This window comes from Pseudomonas sp. GM30 (genome assembly GCF_000282275.2).
In the GTDB taxonomy this organism is placed as follows: domain Bacteria; phylum Pseudomonadota; class Gammaproteobacteria; order Pseudomonadales; family Pseudomonadaceae; genus Aquipseudomonas.
In genome coordinates, this window is the sequence record NZ_AKJP02000002.1 from 28665 (window position 1) to 49531 (window position 20867).

A 20867-nucleotide genomic window follows, 5' to 3' on the forward strand; every position below is an offset into this window, starting at 1 on the left:
GAGTGAGCCTGCTCGCGATAGTGTCATGTCAGTCGGCATCGATGTTGACTGAACCGAAGCAATCGCGAGCAGGCTCACTCCTACAAGGGGGGGGCAATCAGTAGCCGTGGGATTCGCGGAATTTCTGGTAGTCGTGAAATTCGATCCATTCGACCACGTCGTACGGCAGATAAAGCTGCTGCCGGGCGCGGGAGATGGCGATGTACACGGCGCAGATCCGCTGGTCGAACGCGTAGGCGTCCTTGAACTGCACGTTGGTCAGCAGCTCGGGGGTCAGCAGAACGCGGTCGAACTCCATGCCACCCGCCTCGTGCGCCTGCATCAGCAGGCAGCTTTTGCCGGGGCCGCCGATCATCCGGTTGAGCCGGGTCAGGTCAGCGACCTTGAAGCCTTTTTCCAGCTCGGCCTCGACCCACAGAAACGCCTCGTCGAACTGGTTGGCATCGCGCACCTGCTGCCACGTGGGCAAGTCGCTGAAATAGCGATGCGGACCCTTCTCGCTGTGCGCGGAACTGTAGAAATCGACCTTGAACAACTCGATGGCGCTGGTCATGAAGTGTTCGAGATCGCGCTGCGCTTTCATGTCGGCAAAGCAGAACAGACAATTGGCATCGTGCAGTTGCATGGCCCACTTCATCGTGTCCCAGGGGGACGCCGTCAGTACCACGCAACCTTCCGGCGGGACAAAGCCCTGTGGATAAAACTCGATGCCGACGTCCGCTTCACGCGCGCCTTCAAAGGGCACCTTGGTCTTTTCCGAGTGCCGGGAAATCAGCGGATTGACCAGACGCTCGACATTGCGTCCCGAACGCACCGAGTAGGTGATATCGCTCTGGCGCACTTCACGTTTTCTTTTCACCAGATCGCGATCGGCATGCTGGTACTCATCGCCCAGCGTGATCAGCACCTGTCGGCCGCGCTCGATGATCTGCAGCAGCGAAGCGGGAATGTCCTGGCTTTCATCGATCAGCACGTGGGTATAACGCGGCGGCACCACGCAGCCCGCGAGGCTTGCCCGTTTGATCAGCAACAACGCTTCGAAGCCACTCTGCCGCCCCCACACCGGGTTGGCCTCGAGGTAAGTCCAGACGCGGCTCGAATATTCCAGCAGCACCTTGGACTCGAGGCCGGACAAGGACAGCTTGAAATACGGCAGATGATGCGCCGACAGGCTGTAGTCCCGGGAGTGGCAATAGCGCTCGAGGGTTTCCAGGCAGACGTTCAGGGTTCGTTGCGCGTCATGCTCGCGAAAACCGAGGATGTTCAACTCCTGCGCCAAACGCTGTTTGCTCGCGACTCGGCCGGCGGCGCTTGCCGGCTGTGGCTTGCGCCCATAAATCAGCCCGCGCGCGAACGCCTCAAAGGTGATGCCGGGCTTGCGCTCACTGGTAACGCCCATGCGCTGACACAGGGTCGCGAGTTTTTCCGGGGTGCGTGCCAGCAACAGGGTTTTCCCCGGGTCCAGGCACTCGGTCAAGGCACCGACCAGGTGGCTCTTGCCGATCCCGGCATAGCCTTGCACGTGCAGGTCTTCATCGAGGTTGGCGCGGAAGGTTCTGACCAGTTTGTCTTGCGCGGCGCTGAGCCAGCGCTCGCGGTGCGCCGGGCTGATCATCTGCTGGCTGAACGGATTGTTGATCGCGTGGTGGCGCGTCTTGAACTCGTCATCCCACTTGCCGTCGGGCAGCAGGTAATCCTGCGCCGCCACCTCTTCGGCCAACAGCAATCGCAGGTTCAATCCCCTGATGGCGTTCAGGCCGAAATACAACTGGCGCGGATCGAACAGCCGTTGCGCCTCGGACAGCAGCCCTGCCCCGCCATCGACCGCCCAGGCGATCAGGCGAGCCAGCACCTTCTCCGCTGCTGTGGCAGTGAGATCCTTTTCGGCGGCCTGGGCCAGATTCTGGATGACCAGCACGGCGGCCAGTTGCGCATCCGTCAGCTCGTCGAGGTTTTTTGAACCCCCGGGCTGCAACAGGCTCGCGCAGGTCTCGTCCGTGACGGGCAAATACACGGCGGTGGATAAATCGTGATGTTCCGGGTGCATACAACCTCGTAGCCAGGGCGCGAACTTGTCAACGACGCGCGCAGCAAGACGGTGGAGTATGCCACTGTTCAGCCTTGGTAGCGGAACAGGCATCGGGGGGACAGCCTTCGCGAGCAAGCTCGCTTGTATGTTTAGACTTGAAGGGGTGGGCGGGACTACAGACTCGATTCTGACTCTGACCAGTACAGACCGTGGGAGACTTCTCGTCCCGCCCCTTCTCCCACAGGGAGCCGGCGTGAAAGCCCAAATCGCGGGCATAAAAAAACCGCAGTGGGCGAAACCCATGCAGTTCTGTTGAAGCGCTCAATGTTCGTTAAGGTGGTAACCCCACCAGCCACACCCCGGCACACAATGTTCCCGCTGTGGCTGCTGCCTTCCGGCTCTGACCAGGTTCACGGGTAATCGTTGCGGGGGGACCGATGGGGTCACCATAACGACACTCACCTGTCGGCGAGCCGCGCCATTGTACCTATCTGAAGCGAAGTTACAACCGTTGGTTTCAGATAAAAAATATGAACAGGTTCAAGGACATGCGCTGAGCCTGAAAAGATCGCAGCCTGCGGCAGCTCCTACAGGGTCAGCACCTCGTCCGCCTTGCCGCCCGCCTGCTGGATCACCAGATGGATGAAGTGCAGCTTGGCAATCGCCGCCGCCGGCAGCACGAACGGGTAGAAATCCGGCTGGCCCATGCTGCGTGACAGTTCGTTGAGCATGCCGGCCAGCTCGATCCAGGCATTGACGAACGACAGGAACGCCGCGCCGCCGGGGTGCTCCGGATCGTACAGGGTGCTGGGCGGAAATGGCTGATAGTCGAAGTCCATTTCCCGCGCGCTCATGCCGAAACCCAGTGCGGTGTCCACTGCATCCATCATGTGCAGGTAATGCGCCCAGGTTTCCGCCCAGTCTTCCCATGGGTGCATGGTCGCGTAGGCGCTGACGTAATGTTGCGGCCAGTCCAGCGGTGCGCCTTGCTGGTAGTGACGGTCGAGCGCTTCGGCGTAACTGGCGCGCTCGTCGCCGAACAGCTTGCGAAAAGCTTCGAGCCATGGGCCGTTGGCGATCAAACGATCCCAGTAGTAATGCCCGACCTCATGCCGAAAATGCCCAAGCAGCGTGCGATAGGGTTCATGCATCGCCGCCCTGACCTGCTCGCGATGGGCGTCGTCGGCTTCTTTGATGTCGAGGGTGATCAGGCCATTGGCGTGGCCGGTCATTGGCGCGTTGCCCTCAAGGTCGACGCCGATGAAGTCGAAGGCCAGACCGGTGGCCTCATCCACGGTTTTCGGGATGACCGGCAGCCCGAGGGTGATCAGTTGCGCCACCAGCCGGCGCTTGGCGATTTCGACTTTGCGCCAGCGTTCGGGGTTTTCCGGCACCGAGAGGTCGGGGATGGTGCGGTTGAGACTGCAGGCGATGCACAGGCTGTCGTGGCCGTTATCCGGCAGCAGCCAGTTGCACGCGGCGGGAGTGTCGAGGTTGGCGCAGCGGCGAAACAGTCCGGCGCCGGGATCGGCATCGAGCGTCCAGCTGCCGTCCTGCGGGCCGGGTTGCAGCGAGGTCAGGCGACTTTCTTCAGGCTGATAGCCCAACATTGCGCTGCAAGCCAGGCACTGGCTGTTGCGAAAGAACAGCGACTGGCCGCAGCGGCACGGCCAGATTTTGCTGTTGCGTGAAGATTCGCCCATGAACGTCGCGACGATGCGAGAACTGAGCTGCTCGAAAAAGCGGTACATGGCGATCTCTCCCTGGGGCTTGCCAAGACTAGATCATTGCCGAGCCGACATCGTTCCCGAATACTCCACGGCTATTGGCCGATACCACCCTTGTGGTGAGGGGATTTAGCGAAACGTCGCACCGCCCCGATGGGTTGCGAAGCAGCCCCAGAACCCTACCACTCAGTTGAATCAGACAAACTGTGTGCTCAGGTTTTACGACTGCTGCGCAGCCGGTCGGGGATAAATCCCCTCACTACAGGTTTGAGCCCTATCAGGCAAAGATGCCATGGGTTTTGAGGAATGCGATAAACGCCTCTTCATCCATCACCTTCACCCCCAGCTCATTGGCCCTGGTCAGTTTCGAACCGGCACCGGGCCCTGCGACCACACAATGAGTTTTCGCCGAGACCGAGCCGGCAACCTTGGCGCCGAGGCTTTCCAGGTGCTCTTTAGCGACATCGCGGCTCATCAGCTCGACCTTGCCGGTCAGCACCCAGGTCTCGCCGGACAGCGGCAGGCCTTCGACGACTTTCTTCTCGCTCAGCCAGTGCATGCCGAAATCACGCAGCTGTTTTTCGGCGGCCTCGGCGATCTGCCGATGCTCGGGCACAGCAAAAAACTCGCGCACCGAATTGGCCTGCTTCTCCGGTAGCGCCTGACGCATGTCCAGCCAGTCGGCATTCATCACCGCGTCCAGCGAACCGAACTTGTCCGCCAGCTTCTGCGCGCCGCCTGGGCCAACAAAGGGAATGTGCAGCTTGTCGAGCAGACCGCCGAGGGTGGTGCTGGCGGCGAACTCGGCGCCCAGTTCGCCCTGATCCTGAATCTGCAGACCATGCCCCAACAACTCGGCGATCACTTGCTGGTTATGCGCATCTTCAAAGAAGCTGTGAATCTCGTGGGCCACTTCCAGGCCGATGTCCGGCAGGTAGGTCAGCACTTGCGGCAGCGCCTGCTGCACGCGCTCCAGCGAACCGAGCGAGCGCGCCAACACCTTGGCCGTTTCCTCACCGACATCGGGAATGCCCAGCGCATAAATGAACCGCGCCAGTCCCGGTTGCTTGCTGTTCTCGATGGCCGTCAGCAGCTTGTTGCTGGAGACCTCGGCAAAGCCTTCCAGATCGACAATGTCGTCGAACTTCAACGCGTACAGATCGGCCGGCGAGCTGACCAGACCTTCATCGACCAGTTGCTCGACGCTCTTGTCGCCAAGGCCTTCGATGTCCATCGCCCGACGCGACACGAAGTGGATGATCGCCTGCTTCAGTTGCGCGCCACAGGCCAGACGACCGACGCAGCGGTACACCGCACCTTCGCTGATGGTCTCCTTGCCTTTGCTGCGCTTGACCAGTTGCGTGCGTTCGACATGCGAGCCGCAGACCGGGCAGCTCTCGGGAATCTGTACCGCGCGCGCGTTCTCGGGACGACGGTCCATGACCACTTGCACCACTTGCGGGATCACATCACCGGCGCGGCGGATGATCACGGTGTCGCCGATCATCAGGCCCAGACGCGCCACTTCGTCCATGTTGTGCAGGGTGGCATTGGCCACGGTGACGCCAGCGACCTTGACCGGTTTCAACCGCGCCACCGGAGTGACGGCGCCGGTACGACCGACCTGGAATTCCACATCGAGCAACTCGGTGAGTTCTTCCATGGCCGGGAATTTGTGTGCAATCGCCCAGCGCGGCTCGCGGGCACGGAAGCCCAGTTCGCGTTGATCAGCGATGCTGTTGACCTTGAACACCACGCCGTCGATTTCGTAGGCCAGCGCGTTACGGCGCTCACCGATGTCGCGGTAGTAATCCAGGCACTCGCCGATGCCTTTGGCCAGTTTCAGCTCGTGGCTGATCGGCATGCCCCACTTCTGCAATTGTTTAAGGTTACCGATGTGGGTGTCGGAAATATCGTGGGAGACCTGGCCGATGCCGTAGCAGCAGAATTCCAGCGGACGGTTGGCGGTGATCTTCGAATCCAACTGACGCAGGCTGCCGGCAGCGGCGTTGCGCGGGTTGGCGAAGGTCTTGCCGCCGACTTCCAGTTGCGAGGCGTTGAGGCGCTCGAAGCCGGCCTTGGACATGAACACTTCACCGCGCACTTCCAGAGTCGCCGGCCAGCCTGTGCCATGCAGCTTCAACGGGATGTTGCGCACGGTGCGCACGTTGACGCTGATGTCCTCACCGGTGGTGCCATCGCCACGGGTGGCGCCGCGCACCAGCACGCCGTCCTGATACAGCAGGCTGACCGCCAGGCCATCGAGTTTCGGCTCGCAGCTGTATTCCACCGCCGCACCGCCACCGAACAGGTCACCGGCCGGCAGATCCAGACCTTCGGTCACCCGGCGGTCGAACTCGCGCATGTCAGTTTCTTCGAAGGCGTTGCCGAGGCTGAGCATCGGCACTTCGTGACGCACCTGAGTGAACGCGGTCAGTGCCACACTGCCGACACGCTGGGTCGGCGAGTCGCTGGTGATCAGTTCCGGATTGGCCGCCTCCAGCGCCTTGAGCTCGTGGAACAACCGGTCGTACTCGGCGTCCGGAATGCTCGGCTCGTCGAGGACGTGGTAACGGTAGTTGTGCTGATCGAGTTCAGCGCGCAGCTCTAGAATGCGGTTTTTGGCGGTGGTCATGGGTGTTCTCTCATAAAGCAAAAGAGCAGCCGAGGCTGCTCAATCTTCTAAATCACATTAGCTCAAGGCTATGGACATTGTGGCGAGGGAGCTTGTCGAATCGTCGCACCGTCCCGCCAGGTGGCGAAGCCGCCGTGATTTTGGGGCTGCTTCGCAGCCCAGCGGGAGCAAGCTCCCTCGCCACAGCAAGCCCCCTCCACAACTGCGCTCTGGCCTTAGCGCTTCTGGGTCAGGGCGCGGCGTTCGAATTCGACGATGCGCTGACGGTAGTGCTCGATGGTTTGCGCGGTCAGCACGCTGCGCTGGTCGTCTTTCAGCTCGCCGTTCAGCTCTTGGGACAGCTTGCGCGCTGCCGCCACCATCACGTCGAAGGCCTGCTTCGGATGACGCGGGCCTGGCAGGCCGAGGAAGAAGCTCACCGCCGGGGTGCTGAAATGGTCGATGTCGTCCAGATCGAAGATACCCGGCTTGACCGCATTGGCCATGGAGAACAGCACTTCACCGTTGCCGGCCATGCTTTCGTGGCGGTGGAAAATATCCATCTCGCCGAAACGCAGACCGCTTTCCAGAATGTTCTGCAACAGCGCCGGGCCTTTGAAGCCGGCGGCGTCGCGGCAGATCACGCTGATCACCAAGACTTCTTCGGCTTGCGGCTGATCCTTGTCGGCCACCGCCGGCGCAGGCTTGCTGTCGTCGACGAAGTCATCCTCACGGCTGCTGAAGCTCGGGCCGCCGTCCAGATCCAGATCGAGGTTCAGGTCGCCCTGGGCCGGACCATTGCTGCCGCGCTTGCCACGTTTCGAACCGGATTCGCGAGGCTCGCGTGCTTCGCGGGCCGGCATGCTCACCGACGGCAGATCGTGTTCGTCCAGTTGCGGCTCTTTGTGCGTATCCAGCACGCGGGCCGGGCCCAACAGCTCAGCGCTGGTGTCCTCGTCCGGCAGGTTGGACAGACTTCGGTCAAGACGGAATTTCAGTTTTCCCTTGCCGCCGCGCATACGGCGCCAGCCATCGAAAAGAATACCGGCTATCACAATGATGCCGATGACGATCAGCCACTCGCGCAGACCGATTTCCATGTAATCCCGTGCCTCTATAAAAAATGCTGAAAAATAAGGGGCTTACATTGTGTAAACCGCTTTAAAACGTGGCGCCAACTCTATGTTCTGACAGGCGTTTTGCCCACGTATACGAAAAATTGACATTAAACTAGCACGACCAAAGACAACTTTACACCGTCTGTCACATTGGCTTGCGCGAATATGTCGATTGGCCAGCAAGTCGAAGCCGGTAAAAAAGTCCTACAGACTATTCGTACCCCTTCCGACACCACGCTGGCTCAGGCGTCCACCATCGCCATCGCCTCCTCGACATCCACGGCTACCAGTCGCGAGCAACCCGGCTCGTGCATCGTCACCCCCATCAGTTGATCGGCCATTTCCATGGCGATCTTGTTGTGGGTGATATAGATGAACTGCACGGTCTGCGACATTTCTTTAACCAATCGTGCGTAGCGTCCAACGTTAGCGTCATCCAGTGGCGCGTCAACTTCATCGAGCATGCAGAACGGCGCCGGATTCAATTTGAAGATCGCAAAAACCAGTGCCAGTGCGGTCAGGGCTTTTTCCCCGCCGGAGAGCAAATGGATGGTGCTGTTCTTCTTTCCTGGCGGCCGCGCCATGATCGTCACCCCTGTATCGAGTAGATCTTCGCCCGTCAGTTCCAAATACGCGCTGCCACCACCGAAAACTTTCGGGAAAAGTGCCTGTAATCCGCTATTGATCTGATCAAAGGTATCTTTGAAGCGATTACGGGTTTCCTTGTCGATCTTGCGAATGACGTTTTCCAGAGTCTCCAGTGCTTCCACCAGATCGGCATCCTGCGCATCCAGATAACGTTTACGCTCGGATTGTTGCGTGTATTCGTCGATGGCCGCGAGGTTGATCGCGCCCAGGCGCTGAATCCGCGCATTGATTCGTTCGAGTTCTTCTTCGGCGGCGCGTTCACTGGCTTCGGGGGTCAATGTCGCAAGCACGCCATTGAGATCGTAGCCGTCTTCGAGCAGTTGATCCTGCAACGCCTTGCGCCGCACGGTCAGCGCTTGCCATTCCATGCGCTGTTGCTCGAGCTGACCACGGATCAGCTGCGATTGCTGCTCGGCCTGGGTCCGGCGTTTTTCCGCCTCGCGCAGTTCGCGGTCGGCGTCTTCCAGCGCGATCTGCGCAGTCTTCAGCTCTTCGTCGACGGTCATGCGTTTGTCGAGCAGCTCTTCGAGTTTCAGGCGCAGCTCTTCCAGCGGTGCCTCGCCCTCCTCCAGATTCAGACTCAACTGTTCGCGTTTTTCCGTCAGGCGCTCGGCCTGCATCTCCAGACGTTCCAGTGCCTGGCGCGTGGAATCGTGCTGCGCGCGCAACGAGCCGAGACGCACCGCCAGTTGATGGGCGTGATCCTTGTGCTGACGGGCTTCCTGGCGCACGCGATCAAGGCGTTCGCGCAGGCTGTCACGCTGGGCCAGCAGCAATTCGCGCTGCTCGGTGTCCAGCGCCATGGCGTCGAGCGCTTCCTGCAATTGCATGCGCGCTTCGCCGACCTGCTCGTGCTCCTGCTCGCGCTGTTCGCCGAGTTCGATCAGCTCCTCATCGAGGCGGGTGCGGCGCAGCGTCAATTGTTCGGCCTTGGCTTTACCGGCGGACAACTGGGCTTTCAATTCACCTTGGGAGCGGGCTTCGTCCTGCAGCAAACGGCGCAAGTGTTCGCGGCCGTTTTCCTGCTGCCGCTGTTGCGCCCGCAGGGTTTGCAGACGGGTTTCCATGGCTTCGACCGTGGCTTCACGCTCTTCGCGTTCGGCCTGCAGCGTCTCGATTTCCTGGCCACGGGCGAGCATGCCGCTCTCGGCTTCACTGGCGCGACGCACCCGCAGAAAGTGCCGACCGACCCAGTAACCGTCGCGACTGATCAGGCTCTGCCCGGCACTCAACTGGCCGCGCAGGGCCAAGGCCTGCTCAAGGCTATCGACCGGTTTGACCTGGCCGAGCCATGGCGACAGATCGATCTGCGCCTCGACTTTATCCAGCAGACTGCCTGCCACCCGCACGCCATCGCTGGCGGGGCTGAGCAGGCGCAGATCGCCTTGGGTGAACCCGGACAGATCGAAACCGTTGAAGTCGTCCACCAGCACCGCTTGCAGGTCGGCGCCGAGCACGGTTTCCACCGCCAGCTCCCAACCGGCCTCGACCTTCAAGCCTTCGGCGAGACGCGGGCGCTCGGCGAGGTTGTGTTCCTTCAGCCATTCGGCGGTGCCCGTGCCCGGGTCGAGCGCGGCTTGCTGCAAGGCTTCCAGCGAGGCCAGTCGTCCGTTGAGGCGCTGCAAATCGCCCTGCGCCTGCTGCTGCGCAGTCAGTGCCTGCTGCAGTTCCTGACGCAGTTGTTCAAGTTTTTCGACCTGCGCTTCTTCGCTGGTCTGCAAATCTTCGAGGGTCGCTTCGGATTCGGCGAGCTGCTCGTTAAGCGCCATGATCGCCGCGTCTTCCGGGTCGGCGGAAAGCAGATCGCGCTCTTCAGCGAGACGCTTTTGCCGATCGGCCAGGCGCTCCATACTGGTTTCCAGCTGCTGGATCCGCGACTGCTGCACTTCCGCCTGACGCCGTGGTTCGGCGGCGGCCAGGTTGAAGGCGTCCCACTGCTCCTGCCAGCCGTGCATGACGCTTTCGGAATCTTCCAGCGCAGCGGCGGCTTCTTCGGCGGCGGCGCTGGTGACTTCCTGCTCGGGGGTGAGCATGTCCAGCTCTTCGCCGAGGGTCAGCAGCAGCGTGCGGTCGTGGCCCAGGTGCGATTCGGTTTCCAGGCGCGCGCGCTCGGCCTCTTTCAGATCGTCCTGCAACTGGCGCAGGCGCTGCTGGCCGTGCTGGATGCTCTGCTCGACCCGGGCGATGTCGCCACCGACCGAATAGAAGCGCCCCTGCACCAGATTGAAGCGTTCGGACAGTTCATGGTGCCCATCGCGCAGGCGCTCGATGGCCGCATCGGCATTGCGCTGCTCGGCGACCAGCGCTTCGAAACTGACTTCCTGCGTACCGATGATCGACTCGCGCTGGCCGACCTGATCGTTCAGATCCTGCCAGCGCAGGGCCGACAGTTGCGCCTTGAGCTGGCGCTCTTCGCTCTTGTATTCCTGATATTTCTTGGCGGACTCGGCCTGCCGGTGCAAACGTTCAAGCTGACGCTCAAGCTCTTCACGCAGGTCGGTCAGACGCGCCAGGTTTTCGTGGGTGCGGCGGATGCGGTTTTCGGTCTCGCGCCGGCGTTCCTTGTACTTGGAGATACCCGCCGCCTCTTCGATGAAGTTGCGCAGGTCTTCCGGTTTGGCTTCGATCAGCTTGGAGATCATCCCCTGTTCGATGATCGAGTAGCTGCGCGGGCCGAGGCCGGTGCCGAGGAAGATATCGGTGATGTCGCGACGGCGGCATTTGGCGCCGTTGAGGAAATAGCTGTTCTGGCTGTCGCGGGTGACCTTGCGGCGAATGGAGATCTCGGCGTAAGCCGCGTACTCGCCGACCAGGGTGCCATCGGAGTTGTCGAACACCAGTTCGATGCTCGCCTGGCTCACCGGTTTACGACTGGTCGAGCCGTTGAAGATGACGTCGGTCATCGACTCGCCACGCAGGTTCTTCGCCGAACTTTCGCCCATTACCCAGCGTACGGCGTCGATGATGTTCGACTTGCCGCAACCGTTCGGCCCGACGACCGCCGCCATGTTACTGGGGAAGTTCACCGTGGTCGGATCGACGAAGGACTTGAACCCCGCCAGTTTGATGCACTTCAGCCGCACGCTCAGGCAACCGTCAGGGCGGAGACCACCAGATCGCAGCTGCGCTGGGCATAAGCCGTCAGCACGATGCGGATCTGCGGCAAATCACGGGCGAGCACAGCGGCGAGCAGCCGTTCGAACAGTTCGAGGAACTCGCTCATTTCGGCCTTGCGCTGTTCGAGGGCGAGGAAGTAGGCGCGGCTCATGGCCGGCTGCAGGTTCTCGACGGTCTCTTGCAGGTAAGGGTTGTTGGCAAACGGGTACGCAGCGCGCATGACGGCGAAGCTGTCGTCGACAAAGGTGCGGATGTCCTGACGCTCATAGCTGGCGGTCAGGCGCTGCTGGATCTGCACGAACGGCGCCATGTCGGCCTGGGTCTGCCAGCCATTGGCGACCGCGTTGCCGAGCAGGATGTACAGCTCGCTCATCAGCGTGCACAGGCTCTGCACCTTGTGCGCGGTGAGTTCGGTGACATGGGCGCCACGTCGCGGCAGGATCGCGATCAGGTGGCGGCGTTCGAGGATCAGCAGGGCTTCGCGGACCGATCCGCGGCTGACATTGAGGGCCAGCGTGACCTTCTGTTCCTGGATGCGCTCTCCCGGCTTCATTTCGCCGCGAATGATGCGTTCGGCGAGGTGGTGAGCGATTTGCTCGGCGAGGCTGTCCGGCGCCTTGAACGTCATGGTTGTCCTTCAAACTCTTCGATCTGCACAAGCGGCGCAGTGTAGCGCAAATGCAGGTGTATGGCGGAGTGCCCGCAGCGCGGTTTTTGGCACGATTCAAGCAAAAAAAGCAGTGGATCCGCTCAGGGTCAATACTCAATAGAGCACACGTTAATCGACAAAACCGTTTTTCCTGACCTTTAAGTCAGAAAACCATTGACCGAAAAGTCAGACCTGCTAAATTCGGCTCAAGTCGGTTAACAACAATAATGAGTCTGCGAGGCCTTCCGTGATCCAGTTTTTACTTAACCAGGAACTCCGTAGCGAGCACGCCCTGGACCCGAATCTGACCGTGCTCAATTACCTGCGCGAACACGTGGGCAAGTCCGGCACCAAAGAAGGCTGCGCCAGCGGCGACTGTGGCGCCTGCACCGTGGTGGTCGGCGAGTTGCAAACGGATGACGCCGGCCGCGAACACATTCGCTATCGCAGCCTCAATTCGTGCCTGACCTTTGTGTCGTCGCTGCACGGCAAACAACTGATCAGCGTCGAAGACCTCAAGCATCAGGGCGAATTGCACAGCGTGCAGAAAGCCATGGTCGAGTGCCACGGCTCGCAGTGCGGCTTCTGCACTCCCGGTTTCGTCATGTCGCTGTTCGCCCTGCAAAAGAACAGCGATGCACCGGATCACGCCAAAGCCCACGAAGCACTGGCCGGCAACCTCTGCCGCTGCACCGGCTACCGGCCGATCCTCGCTGCCGCCGAGCAATCCTGCTGCGGCAAGCAACCGGACCAGTTCGATGCCCGCGAAGCGGAGACCATCGCCCGCCTCAAAGCCATCGCCCCGACCGATATCGGTGAACTCAACAGTGGCGACAAGCGCTGCCTGGTGCCGCTGACCGTGGCCGATCTCGCCGATCTGTACGACGCTTACCCACAAGCGCGGCTACTGGCCGGCGGCACCGATCTGGCGCTGGAAGTCACCCAGTTCCACCGCACCCTGCCGGTGATGATCTACGTCGGCAACGTCGCCGAGATGAAGCGCATCGAAACTTTCGACGACCGTATCGAAATCGGCGCCGCCACCGCCCTCTCCGACTGCTATGAAGCGTTGAATGCCGAATACCCGGACTTCGGCGAACTGCTGCACCGTTTCGCCTCGCTGCAGATCCGCAACCAGGGCACCCTCGGCGGCAACATCGGCAACGCCTCGCCGATCGGTGACTCGCCACCGCTGCTGATCGCCCTCGGCGCGCAGGTCGTACTGTGCAAGGGCGAAACCCGCCGCACGCTGAACCTGGAAGATTACTTCATCGACTACAAGGTCACCGCCCGTCAGGAAAGCGAGTTCATCGAGAAGATCATCGTCCCCCGCGCCACCGCCGAGCAGCGCTTTCGCGCCTACAAGGTTTCCAAGCGCCTGGATGACGACATCTCCGCCGTCTGCGCCGCGTTCAACCTGCGTGTGGAAAACGGCGTAATCACCGACGCGCGCATGGCATTCGGCGGCATGGCCGCGATCCCGAAACGCGCCGCTCACTGCGAAGCCGTGTTGCTCGGCCAGCCGTTCAACAGCGCCGTAGTCGAACGCGCCTGTGCCGCTCTGGCCGAAGATTTCACGCCGCTCTCGGACTTCCGCGCCAGCAAGGAATATCGCCTGCTCAGCGCGCAGAACCTGCTGCGCAAATACTTCATCGAACTGCAAACACCGCACATCGAGACTCGGGTGACCGCTTATGTCTAACCATCACGGCGTAGAGAAAACTCAAGCTGAACTGGCGGAACTGTTCGCCAGGGACCTGACCACCGGTGTCGGCCGCAGCGTCAAGCACGACAGCGCGCCCAAGCACGTGTCCGGTGAAGCGCAGTACATCGATGATCGCCTGGAATTTCCCAACCAACTGCACGTTTATGCCCGGATGTCGGACCGCGCCCACGCGAAAATCATCAGCATCGACACCAAGCCCTGCTACGCCTTCGAAGGCGTGCGCATTGCGATCACCCACGAAGACGTGCCGGGCCTGAAAGACATCGGCCCGCTGCTGCCGGGCGACCCGCTGCTGGCCATCGACGATGTGCAATTCGTCGGGCAACCGGTTCTCGCCGTCGCAGCGAAAGACCTGGAAACCGCGCGCAAGGCCGCCATGGCCGCGATCATCGAATACGAAGATCTGGAACCGGTGCTCGACGTGGTTGAAGCCCTGCGCAAACGCCACTTCGTGCTCGACAGCCACACCCACCAACGCGGCGATTCGGCTTCGGCGCTGGCAACAGCTGAGCACCGCATTCAAGGCACACTGCACATTGGCGGCCAGGAACACTTCTATCTGGAGACGCAAATCTCCTCGGTGATGCCCACCGAAGACGGCGGCATGATCGTCTACTGCTCGACGCAGAACCCCACCGAAGTACAGAAACTGGTGGCCGAAGTGCTCGACGTGTCGATGAACAAGATCGTCGTCGACATGCGCCGCATGGGCGGTGGTTTCGGCGGCAAGGAAACCCAGGCCGCCAGCCCGGCGTGCCTGTGCGCGGTGGTCGCGCACCTCACCGGTCAGCCGACCAAAATGCGTCTGCCACGCGTTGAAGACATGCTGATGACCGGCAAGCGTCACCCGTTCTACGTCGAGTACGACGTCGGCTTCGACAGCACCGGGCGCTTGCACGGGATCAACATGGACCTGGCCGGCAACTGCGGCTGCTCGCCGGACTTGTCGGCGTCGATTGTCGACCGGGCGATGTTCCACTCGGACAACTCGTACTACCTCGGTGACGCGACCATCAACGGTCACCGCTGCAAGACCAACACCGCGTCGAACACCGCTTACCGGGGTTTCGGCGGCCCGCAAGGCATGGTCGCCATCGAAGAAGTGATGGATGCGATTGCCCGCCACCTCAACCTCGATCCACTGGCCGTGCGCAAGGCCAACTACTACGGCAAGACCGAGCGCAACGTCACCCACTACTACCAGACCGTCGAGCACAACATGCTCGAGGAAATGACTGCCGAACTTGAAGCCAGCAGCCAGTACGCCGAACGCCGCGAAGCGATCCGCCGCTACAACGCCAACAGCCCGATCCTGAAAAAAGGCCTGGCGCTGACCCCGGTGAAATTCGGCATTTCCTTCACCGCCAGTTTCCTCAATCAGGCTGGCGCGCTGATCCACGTCTACACCGACGGCAGCATCCACTTGAACCACGGCGGCACGGAAATGGGCCAGGGCCTGAACACCAAGGTCGCGCAGGTGGTGGCCGAAGTATTCCAGGTGGAAATGGATCGGGTGCAGATCACCGCGACCAACACCGACAAAGTGCCGAACACCTCGCCGACAGCGGCCTCCAGCGGCGCCGACCTGAACGGTAAAGCGGCGCAGAACGCCGCCGAAATCATCAAGCAGCGTCTGGTGGAATTCGCCGCGCGGCACTACAAGGTCAGCGAAGAAGACGTGGAATTCCACAACGGGCATGTGCGCGTGCGTGACCACATCATGACCTTCGAAGCGCTGATTCAACTGGCGTATTTCAATCAGGTCTCGCTGTCGAGCACCGGTTTCTACAAGACCCCGAAAATCTACTACGACCGCAGCCAGGCCCGGGGTCGGCCGTTCTACTACTTCGCCTTCGGCGCGGCGTGCTGCGAAGTGATCGTCGACACCCTCACAGGCGAGTACAAGATGCTGCGTACCGACATCCTCCACGACGTCGGCGCCTCGCTGAACCCGGCGATCGACATCGGTCAGGTCGAGGGCGGCTTCATTCAGGGCATGGGCTGGCTGACCATGGAAGAGCTGGTCTGGAACAACAAGGGCAAGCTGATGACCAACGGCCCGGCCAGCTACAAGATCCCGGCCGTGGCGGACATGCCGCTGGACCTGCGGGTGAAGCTGGTGGAGAACCGCAAGAACCCGGAAGACACGGTGTTCCATTCCAAGGCCGTGGGCGAACCGCCGTTCATGCTCGGGATTGCGTCTTGGTGTGCGATCAAGGACGCGGTGGCCAGCCTCGGCGACTACAAGCATCAGCCGAAGATCGATGCACCGGCGACCCCGGAGCGGGTGTTGTGGGGGTGTGAGCAGATGCGCCAGCTCAAGACCGTGAAAGCGGTCGAAGCCGAAACCGAGTTGGCTCCGCTCTAACGACCGAGGCGCGGCCATTCGCGAGCAAGCTCGCTCCCACAGTAGATCTTCAGTGGGCACAGATTTTGTGGAAGACAGAGATCAAAAATGTGGGAGCGAGCTTGCTCGCGAATAGGCCCGAACAGACAACGATGTTGTAGGGGTGACATATGTACAACTGGATCGACGCCCTCGCCGACCTGCAGAACCAGGGCGAACCCTGCGTTCTGGTGACGATCATCGAAGAACTCGGCTCGACCCCGCGCAATGCCGGCTCGAAAATGGTCGTCAGCGCGAAACAGACCTTCGACACCATCGGTGGCGGGCATCTGGAATACAAAGCCATGCAGATCGCCCGCGAGATGCTCGCCAGCGGCAAGCAGGACACTCATCTGGAGCGCTTCAGCCTCGGTGCCAGCCTCGGCCAGTGCTGCGGTGGCGCCACGGTGTTGCTGTTCGAACCGATGGGCCAGGTACAGGCGCAGATTGCCGTGTTCGGCGCCGGGCATGTCGGCCGCGCGCTGGTGCCGTTGCTCGCCAGCCTGCCCTGCCGGGTGCGCTGGATCGATTCGCGGGAAGAGGAATTCCCCGACCAGATTCCCCACGGCGTGCGTAAAATCGTCGCCGAAGAGCCTGTGGATGAAATCGACGACCTGCCCGCCGGCAGTTATTGCATCGTCATGACCCACAACCATCAGCTCGACCTGGAACTCACTGCCGCGATCCTCAAGCGCAACGACTTCGCCTACTTCGGCCTGATCGGTTCGAAGACCAAACGGGCCAAGTTCGAACATCGCCTGCGTGATCGCGGTTTCGACAGCGGCGTCGTGCAACGCATGCGCTGCCCGATGGGCATCGGCGAAGTCAAAGGCAAACTGCCTGTGGAAATCGCCATCTCCATCGCTGGCGAAATCATCGCCACCTATAACGCCAATTTCGGCCAGCACAGCGCCAGCGCCGAACCGATTGCCAAACTGCTGCCGGTTTCCCGGCGCAGTCAGGCCGCCAAACTCAAAGCCTCAAACTGATTAGAGAACCCTCATGCCTCTGACTCGCAAAGCCTACCGCGCCGCCATCCTGCACAGCATCGCCGACCCCGCCGAAGTCGGGATCGAAGCCTCTTACGAATATTTCGAAGATGGCCTGCTGGTGGTCGATGGCGGCAAGATCAGCGCCCTCGGCCACGCCAGCGAACTGCTGCCGACCCTGCCGGCGGACATCGAGATCACCCACTACCAGGACGCGCTGATCACCCCGGGCTTCATCGACACCCACATCCACCTGCCGCAAACCGGCATGGTCGGGGCCTACGGCGAGCAACTGCTGGACTGGCTCAACACCTACACCTTCCCGTGCGAAAGCCAGTTTGGTGACAAGGCCCACGCTGATGAAGTGGCGGACATTTTCATCAAGGAACTGCTGCGCAACGGCACCACCACCGCGCTGGTGTTCGGTAGCGTGCACCCGCAATCGGTGAATTCGTTCTTCGAGGCCGCCGAGAAGCTCGACCTGCGGATGATCGCCGGCAAGGTGATGATGGACCGCAACGCGCCGGACTATCTGACTGACACTGCCGAATCGAGCTACGTCGAGAGCAAGGCGCTGATCGAACGCTGGCATGGCAAGGGCCGCCTGCATTACGCGGTCACCCCGCGCTTCGCGCCGACCAGCACCCCGGAGCAACTGACCCTCGCCGGCCAATTGCTGACCGAATACCCGGATCTGTACATGCAGACCCACATCAGCGAAAACCTCAAGGAAATCGAGTGGGTCAAGGAACTGTTCCCGGAGCGCAAGGGCTATCTGGACGTTTACGATCACTACCAACTGCTCGGCGAGCGCTCGGTGTTCGCCCACGGCGTGCACCTGTGCGACGACGAATGTGCGCGACTGGCGGAAACCGGCTCGGCGATCTCGTTCTGCCCGACCTCGAACTTCTTCCTCGGCAGCGGTCTGTTCAACTTGCCGATGGCCGAGAAGCACAAGCTGAATGTCGGCCTCGGCACTGACGTCGGTGGCGGTACCAGTTTCTCGCTGCTGCAAACGCTGAACGAAGCCTACAAAGTCATGCAGTTGCAGGGCGCGCGGTTGAGTCCGTTCAAGTCGCTGTACCTGGCGACGCTGGGCGGTGCGCGGGCGCTGCGTCTGGAAGACAAGATCGGCAACCTGCAACCAGGCTCCGATGCGGACTTCCTGGTGCTGGACTACAACGCCACGCCATTGCTGAGCTATCGCCTGAAACAGGCCAACAACATTGCCGAGACGTTGTTTGTGCTGATGACACTGGGGGATGACCGCACGGTGCAGCAGACGTATGCGGCGGGTGCGCTGGTGCATCAGCGCTGAGTTTTCCCAAGGCATAAAAATCCCCCGGTGGTGTTAGCCCCGGGGGATTTTTGTTGCCTGTCAAAAAGCTATCGCGAGCAGGCTCACTCCTACAAGTGAACGCATTTCAAATGTAGGAGTGAGCCTGCTCGCGATGGGGTCGACTCGGTGTCAGCTCAGAGCTTGGCCGCCGGGCGCCCAGGCTTCTTGGTCTGCAGCAAATGCGAGAACACCGCATGCAGATCATCCGACGCACTTTCCTCATCGAGGTTGAGCTTGCTGTCGATGTGATCCATGTGATGCATCATCAGGTCCACCGCCAGTTCACCGTTGCGCGCTTCGATGGCGTCGATCAACTGGGTGTGCTCGTCATACGAGCAATGCGAGCGGTTGCCGCTTTCGTACTGGGCGATGATCAGCGAGGTCTGCGACACCAGGCTGCGCTGGAAGCTGATCAGTGGCGCGTTTTTCGCCGCTTCGGCCAGTTTCAGGTGGAATTCGCCCGACAGACGGATACCGGCGCCGCGATCGCCACGGGAGAAGCTGTCGCGCTCATCGTTGACCATCTGGCGCAGTTCGGCGATCTGCTCGGCGGTGGCGTGCTGCACGGCCAGTTCGGTGATCGCGCGCTCCACCAGACGCCGGGCCATGAACACCTGACGCGCTTCTTCAACGCTCGGGCTGGCGACCACGGCGCCACGGTTCGGTCGCAACAGCACCACGCCTTCATGGGCCAGACGCGACAGCGCGCGGCGAATGATGGTGCGGCTGACCCCGAAGATTTCCCCCAGCGCTTCTTCGCTCAACTTGGTGCCGGGCGCCAGACGCTGTTCGAGGATGGCCTCGAAGATATGCGCGTAGACAATATCGTCCTGGGTTCCGCTGCGGCCGGCTTTGCCTGCTCGCGGTTGTTTCTTGAGGGGTTGCAACTGTTCGTTCATGGGCACTCGAGTCGGGAGAACTGCGGCGAATAGACCGTGACTGTAATACGGCACAGTAGGTCGCTGGCAAGTATCGCGTAAAAAACAGCGCGATTGTACACAATGGATGGTGGCAACACGACTGTATGGCTGTTTGTGACCACGGCTGTATTGCAACGATCCGTTACGATTGAGTTTAGGCTTAAACACCAAAACCGCCGCCGTACCCAACATTGTGGCGAGGGAGCTTGCTCCCGTTCGGCTGCGCAGCAGTCGTAAACCCAAGCGACGCAATTGGATTGAAATATTGCGCCGCCCATATTGGGACAGCTTCGCTGCCCAGCGGGAGCAAGCTCCCTCGCCACAAAAAACCGGGCACGCACACAGACCTGCTGGATTCACTGCTTTCCATAAGAAGGAACACCGCCGTCATGAACGACGCCACCTACACTCGCCTGCGCCCTCTCGCCGATACTTCGCCTTCGGCGATCGTCGCCGGTTTCATTGCGATGATGACCGGCTACACCAGTTCCCTGGTGCTGATGTTTCAGGCCGGACAAGCGGCGGGCCTGAGCAGCGGGCAGATTTCTTCGTGGATCTGGGCGATCTCGATCGGCATGGCGGTGTGTTCGATCGGCCTGTCGCTGCGCTATCGCACACCGATCACCATCGCCTGGTCGACACCCGGCGCGGCGCTGCTGATCACCAGCCTCGGTGGCGTCAGCTACGGCGAGGCCATCGGCGCCTACATCACCTGCGCAGTGCTGGTGACCATTTGCGGCCTGACCGGCAGCTTCGAACGCCTGGTGAAAAAAATTCCGGCGTCGCTGGCGGCAGCGTTGCTGGCGGGAATTCTGTTCAAGATCGGCAGCGAAATCTTTGTCGCCGCGCAGCATCGTACCGGGCTGGTGTTGGGGATGTTCTTCACTTATCTGCTGGTCAAACGCCTGTCGCCGCGTTATGCCGTGCTTGCCGCGCTGCTGATCGGCACCGCGCTGTCGGGCTTCATGGGTCTGCTGGATTTCAGCGGTTTCCATCTGGAACTGGCGACGCCAGTCTGGACCACCCCGCACTTCTCGCTGGCGGCGACCATCAGCATCGGCATTCCGCTGTTCGTGGTGGCGATGACCTCGCAAAACATGCCTGGCGTCGCCGTGCTGCGTGCCGACGGCTACAACGTACCGGCCTCACCGCTGATCACCACCACCGGCATCGCCTCGCTGCTGCTGGCGCCGTTCGGTTCCCACGGCATCAACCTCGCGGCCATCAGCGCTGCGATCTGCACCGGGCCGCACGCCCATGAGGATCACAACAAGCGCTACACCGCCGCGGTCTGGTGCGGAATTTTCTACGGGATTGCCGGGGTGTTCGGCGCCACACTGGCGGCGTTGTTTGCCGCGTTGCCGAAAGAACTGGTGCTGTCGATTGCCGCGCTGGCGCTGTTCGGCTCGATCATCAATGGTCTGAGCATTGCCATGACCGAGGTGAAGGAGCGTGAGGCGGCGCTGATTACCTTCATGGTCACGGCGTCGGGGTTGACGCTGTTTTCCATTGGTTCGGCGTTCTGGGGGATTGTCGCGGGGGTTTTGACGTTACTGATTTTGAATTGGCGTAAAGCCCAGGCATAAAAAAACGGCGACCCTCAGG

General features: G+C 61.2%; 12 protein-coding genes and 1 other RNA gene. 5 read left to right on the forward strand and 8 right to left on the reverse strand.

The window, feature by feature from the left end; genetic code table 11:
• Nucleotides 1-97: 97 nt before the first annotated feature.
• From PMI25_RS01420 to PMI25_RS01450, 7 genes are all read right to left on the reverse strand, one after another.
• Nucleotides 98-2047 (reverse strand): hypothetical protein, encoded by a 1950-nt coding sequence (locus tag PMI25_RS01420; RefSeq protein ID WP_007965558.1) that lies wholly within the window; start codon nucleotides 2045-2047, stop codon nucleotides 98-100.
• 325 nt (nucleotides 2048-2372) lie between these two features.
• Nucleotides 2373-2469, reverse strand: an RNA gene (gene ffs / locus PMI25_RS27800) — signal recognition particle sRNA small type.
• 147 nt (nucleotides 2470-2616) lie between these two features.
• Nucleotides 2617-3780 (reverse strand): zinc-binding metallopeptidase family protein, encoded by a 1164-nt coding sequence (locus PMI25_RS01430; RefSeq protein ID WP_007961072.1) that lies wholly within the window; start codon nucleotides 3778-3780, stop codon nucleotides 2617-2619.
• 253 nt (nucleotides 3781-4033) lie between these two features.
• Nucleotides 4034-6391 (reverse strand): NAD-dependent DNA ligase LigA, encoded by a 2358-nt coding sequence (ligA, locus tag PMI25_RS01435; protein ID WP_007961070.1) that lies wholly within the window; start codon nucleotides 6389-6391, stop codon nucleotides 4034-4036.
• 215 nt (nucleotides 6392-6606) lie between these two features.
• On the reverse strand, nucleotides 6607-7470 hold the full coding sequence (gene zipA, locus PMI25_RS01440) for a cell division protein ZipA (protein WP_007961068.1): 864 nt from the start codon (nucleotides 7468-7470) through the stop codon (nucleotides 6607-6609).
• A gap of 260 nt (nucleotides 7471-7730) precedes the next feature.
• On the reverse strand, nucleotides 7731-11219 hold the full coding sequence (gene smc, locus PMI25_RS01445) for a chromosome segregation protein SMC (RefSeq protein WP_007961066.1): 3489 nt from the start codon (nucleotides 11217-11219) through the stop codon (nucleotides 7731-7733).
• A 2-nt stretch (nucleotides 11220-11221) separates the two neighbouring features.
• Entirely contained in the window at nucleotides 11222-11881 is a 660-nt protein-coding gene (locus PMI25_RS01450; RefSeq protein WP_007961062.1) for a GntR family transcriptional regulator, read from the reverse strand.
• A gap of 268 nt (nucleotides 11882-12149) precedes the next feature.
• Here PMI25_RS01450 and xdhA point away from each other — a divergent pair, with 268 nt between their 5' ends.
• From xdhA to guaD, 4 genes are all read left to right on the forward strand, one after another.
• A complete protein-coding gene (gene xdhA, locus PMI25_RS01455; protein WP_007961060.1) occupies nucleotides 12150-13604 on the forward strand; it encodes a xanthine dehydrogenase small subunit in 1455 nt (484 codons plus the stop codon).
• A complete protein-coding gene (gene xdhB, locus PMI25_RS01460) occupies nucleotides 13597-15996 on the forward strand; it encodes a xanthine dehydrogenase molybdopterin binding subunit (RefSeq protein WP_007961058.1) in 2400 nt (799 codons plus the stop codon). Before xdhA ends, xdhB begins: the two co-directional genes overlap by 8 nt.
• 149 nt (nucleotides 15997-16145) lie before the next feature.
• Entirely contained in the window at nucleotides 16146-17003 is an 858-nt protein-coding gene (xdhC, locus tag PMI25_RS01465) for a xanthine dehydrogenase accessory protein XdhC (RefSeq protein ID WP_007961057.1), read from the forward strand.
• 13 nt (nucleotides 17004-17016) lie between these two features.
• Complete coding sequence (gene guaD / locus PMI25_RS01470; protein WP_003223312.1) at nucleotides 17017-18321, forward strand: guanine deaminase; 1305 nt, start codon at nucleotides 17017-17019, stop codon at nucleotides 18319-18321.
• A gap of 155 nt (nucleotides 18322-18476) precedes the next feature.
• On the opposite strand, the gene PMI25_RS01475 is transcribed toward guaD, so the two are convergent.
• Complete coding sequence (locus PMI25_RS01475) at nucleotides 18477-19241, reverse strand: GntR family transcriptional regulator (protein ID WP_007961054.1); 765 nt, start codon at nucleotides 19239-19241, stop codon at nucleotides 18477-18479.
• A 410-nt stretch (nucleotides 19242-19651) separates the two neighbouring features.
• On the opposite strand from PMI25_RS01475, the gene PMI25_RS01480 reads away from it, so the two are divergent.
• Nucleotides 19652-20848 carry a benzoate/H(+) symporter BenE family transporter gene (locus PMI25_RS01480; RefSeq protein ID WP_007961052.1) on the forward strand — a complete coding sequence of 399 codons (1197 nt, stop codon included), beginning with the start codon at nucleotides 19652-19654 and terminating at the stop codon, nucleotides 20846-20848.
• Nucleotides 20849-20867 lie beyond the last annotated feature (19 nt).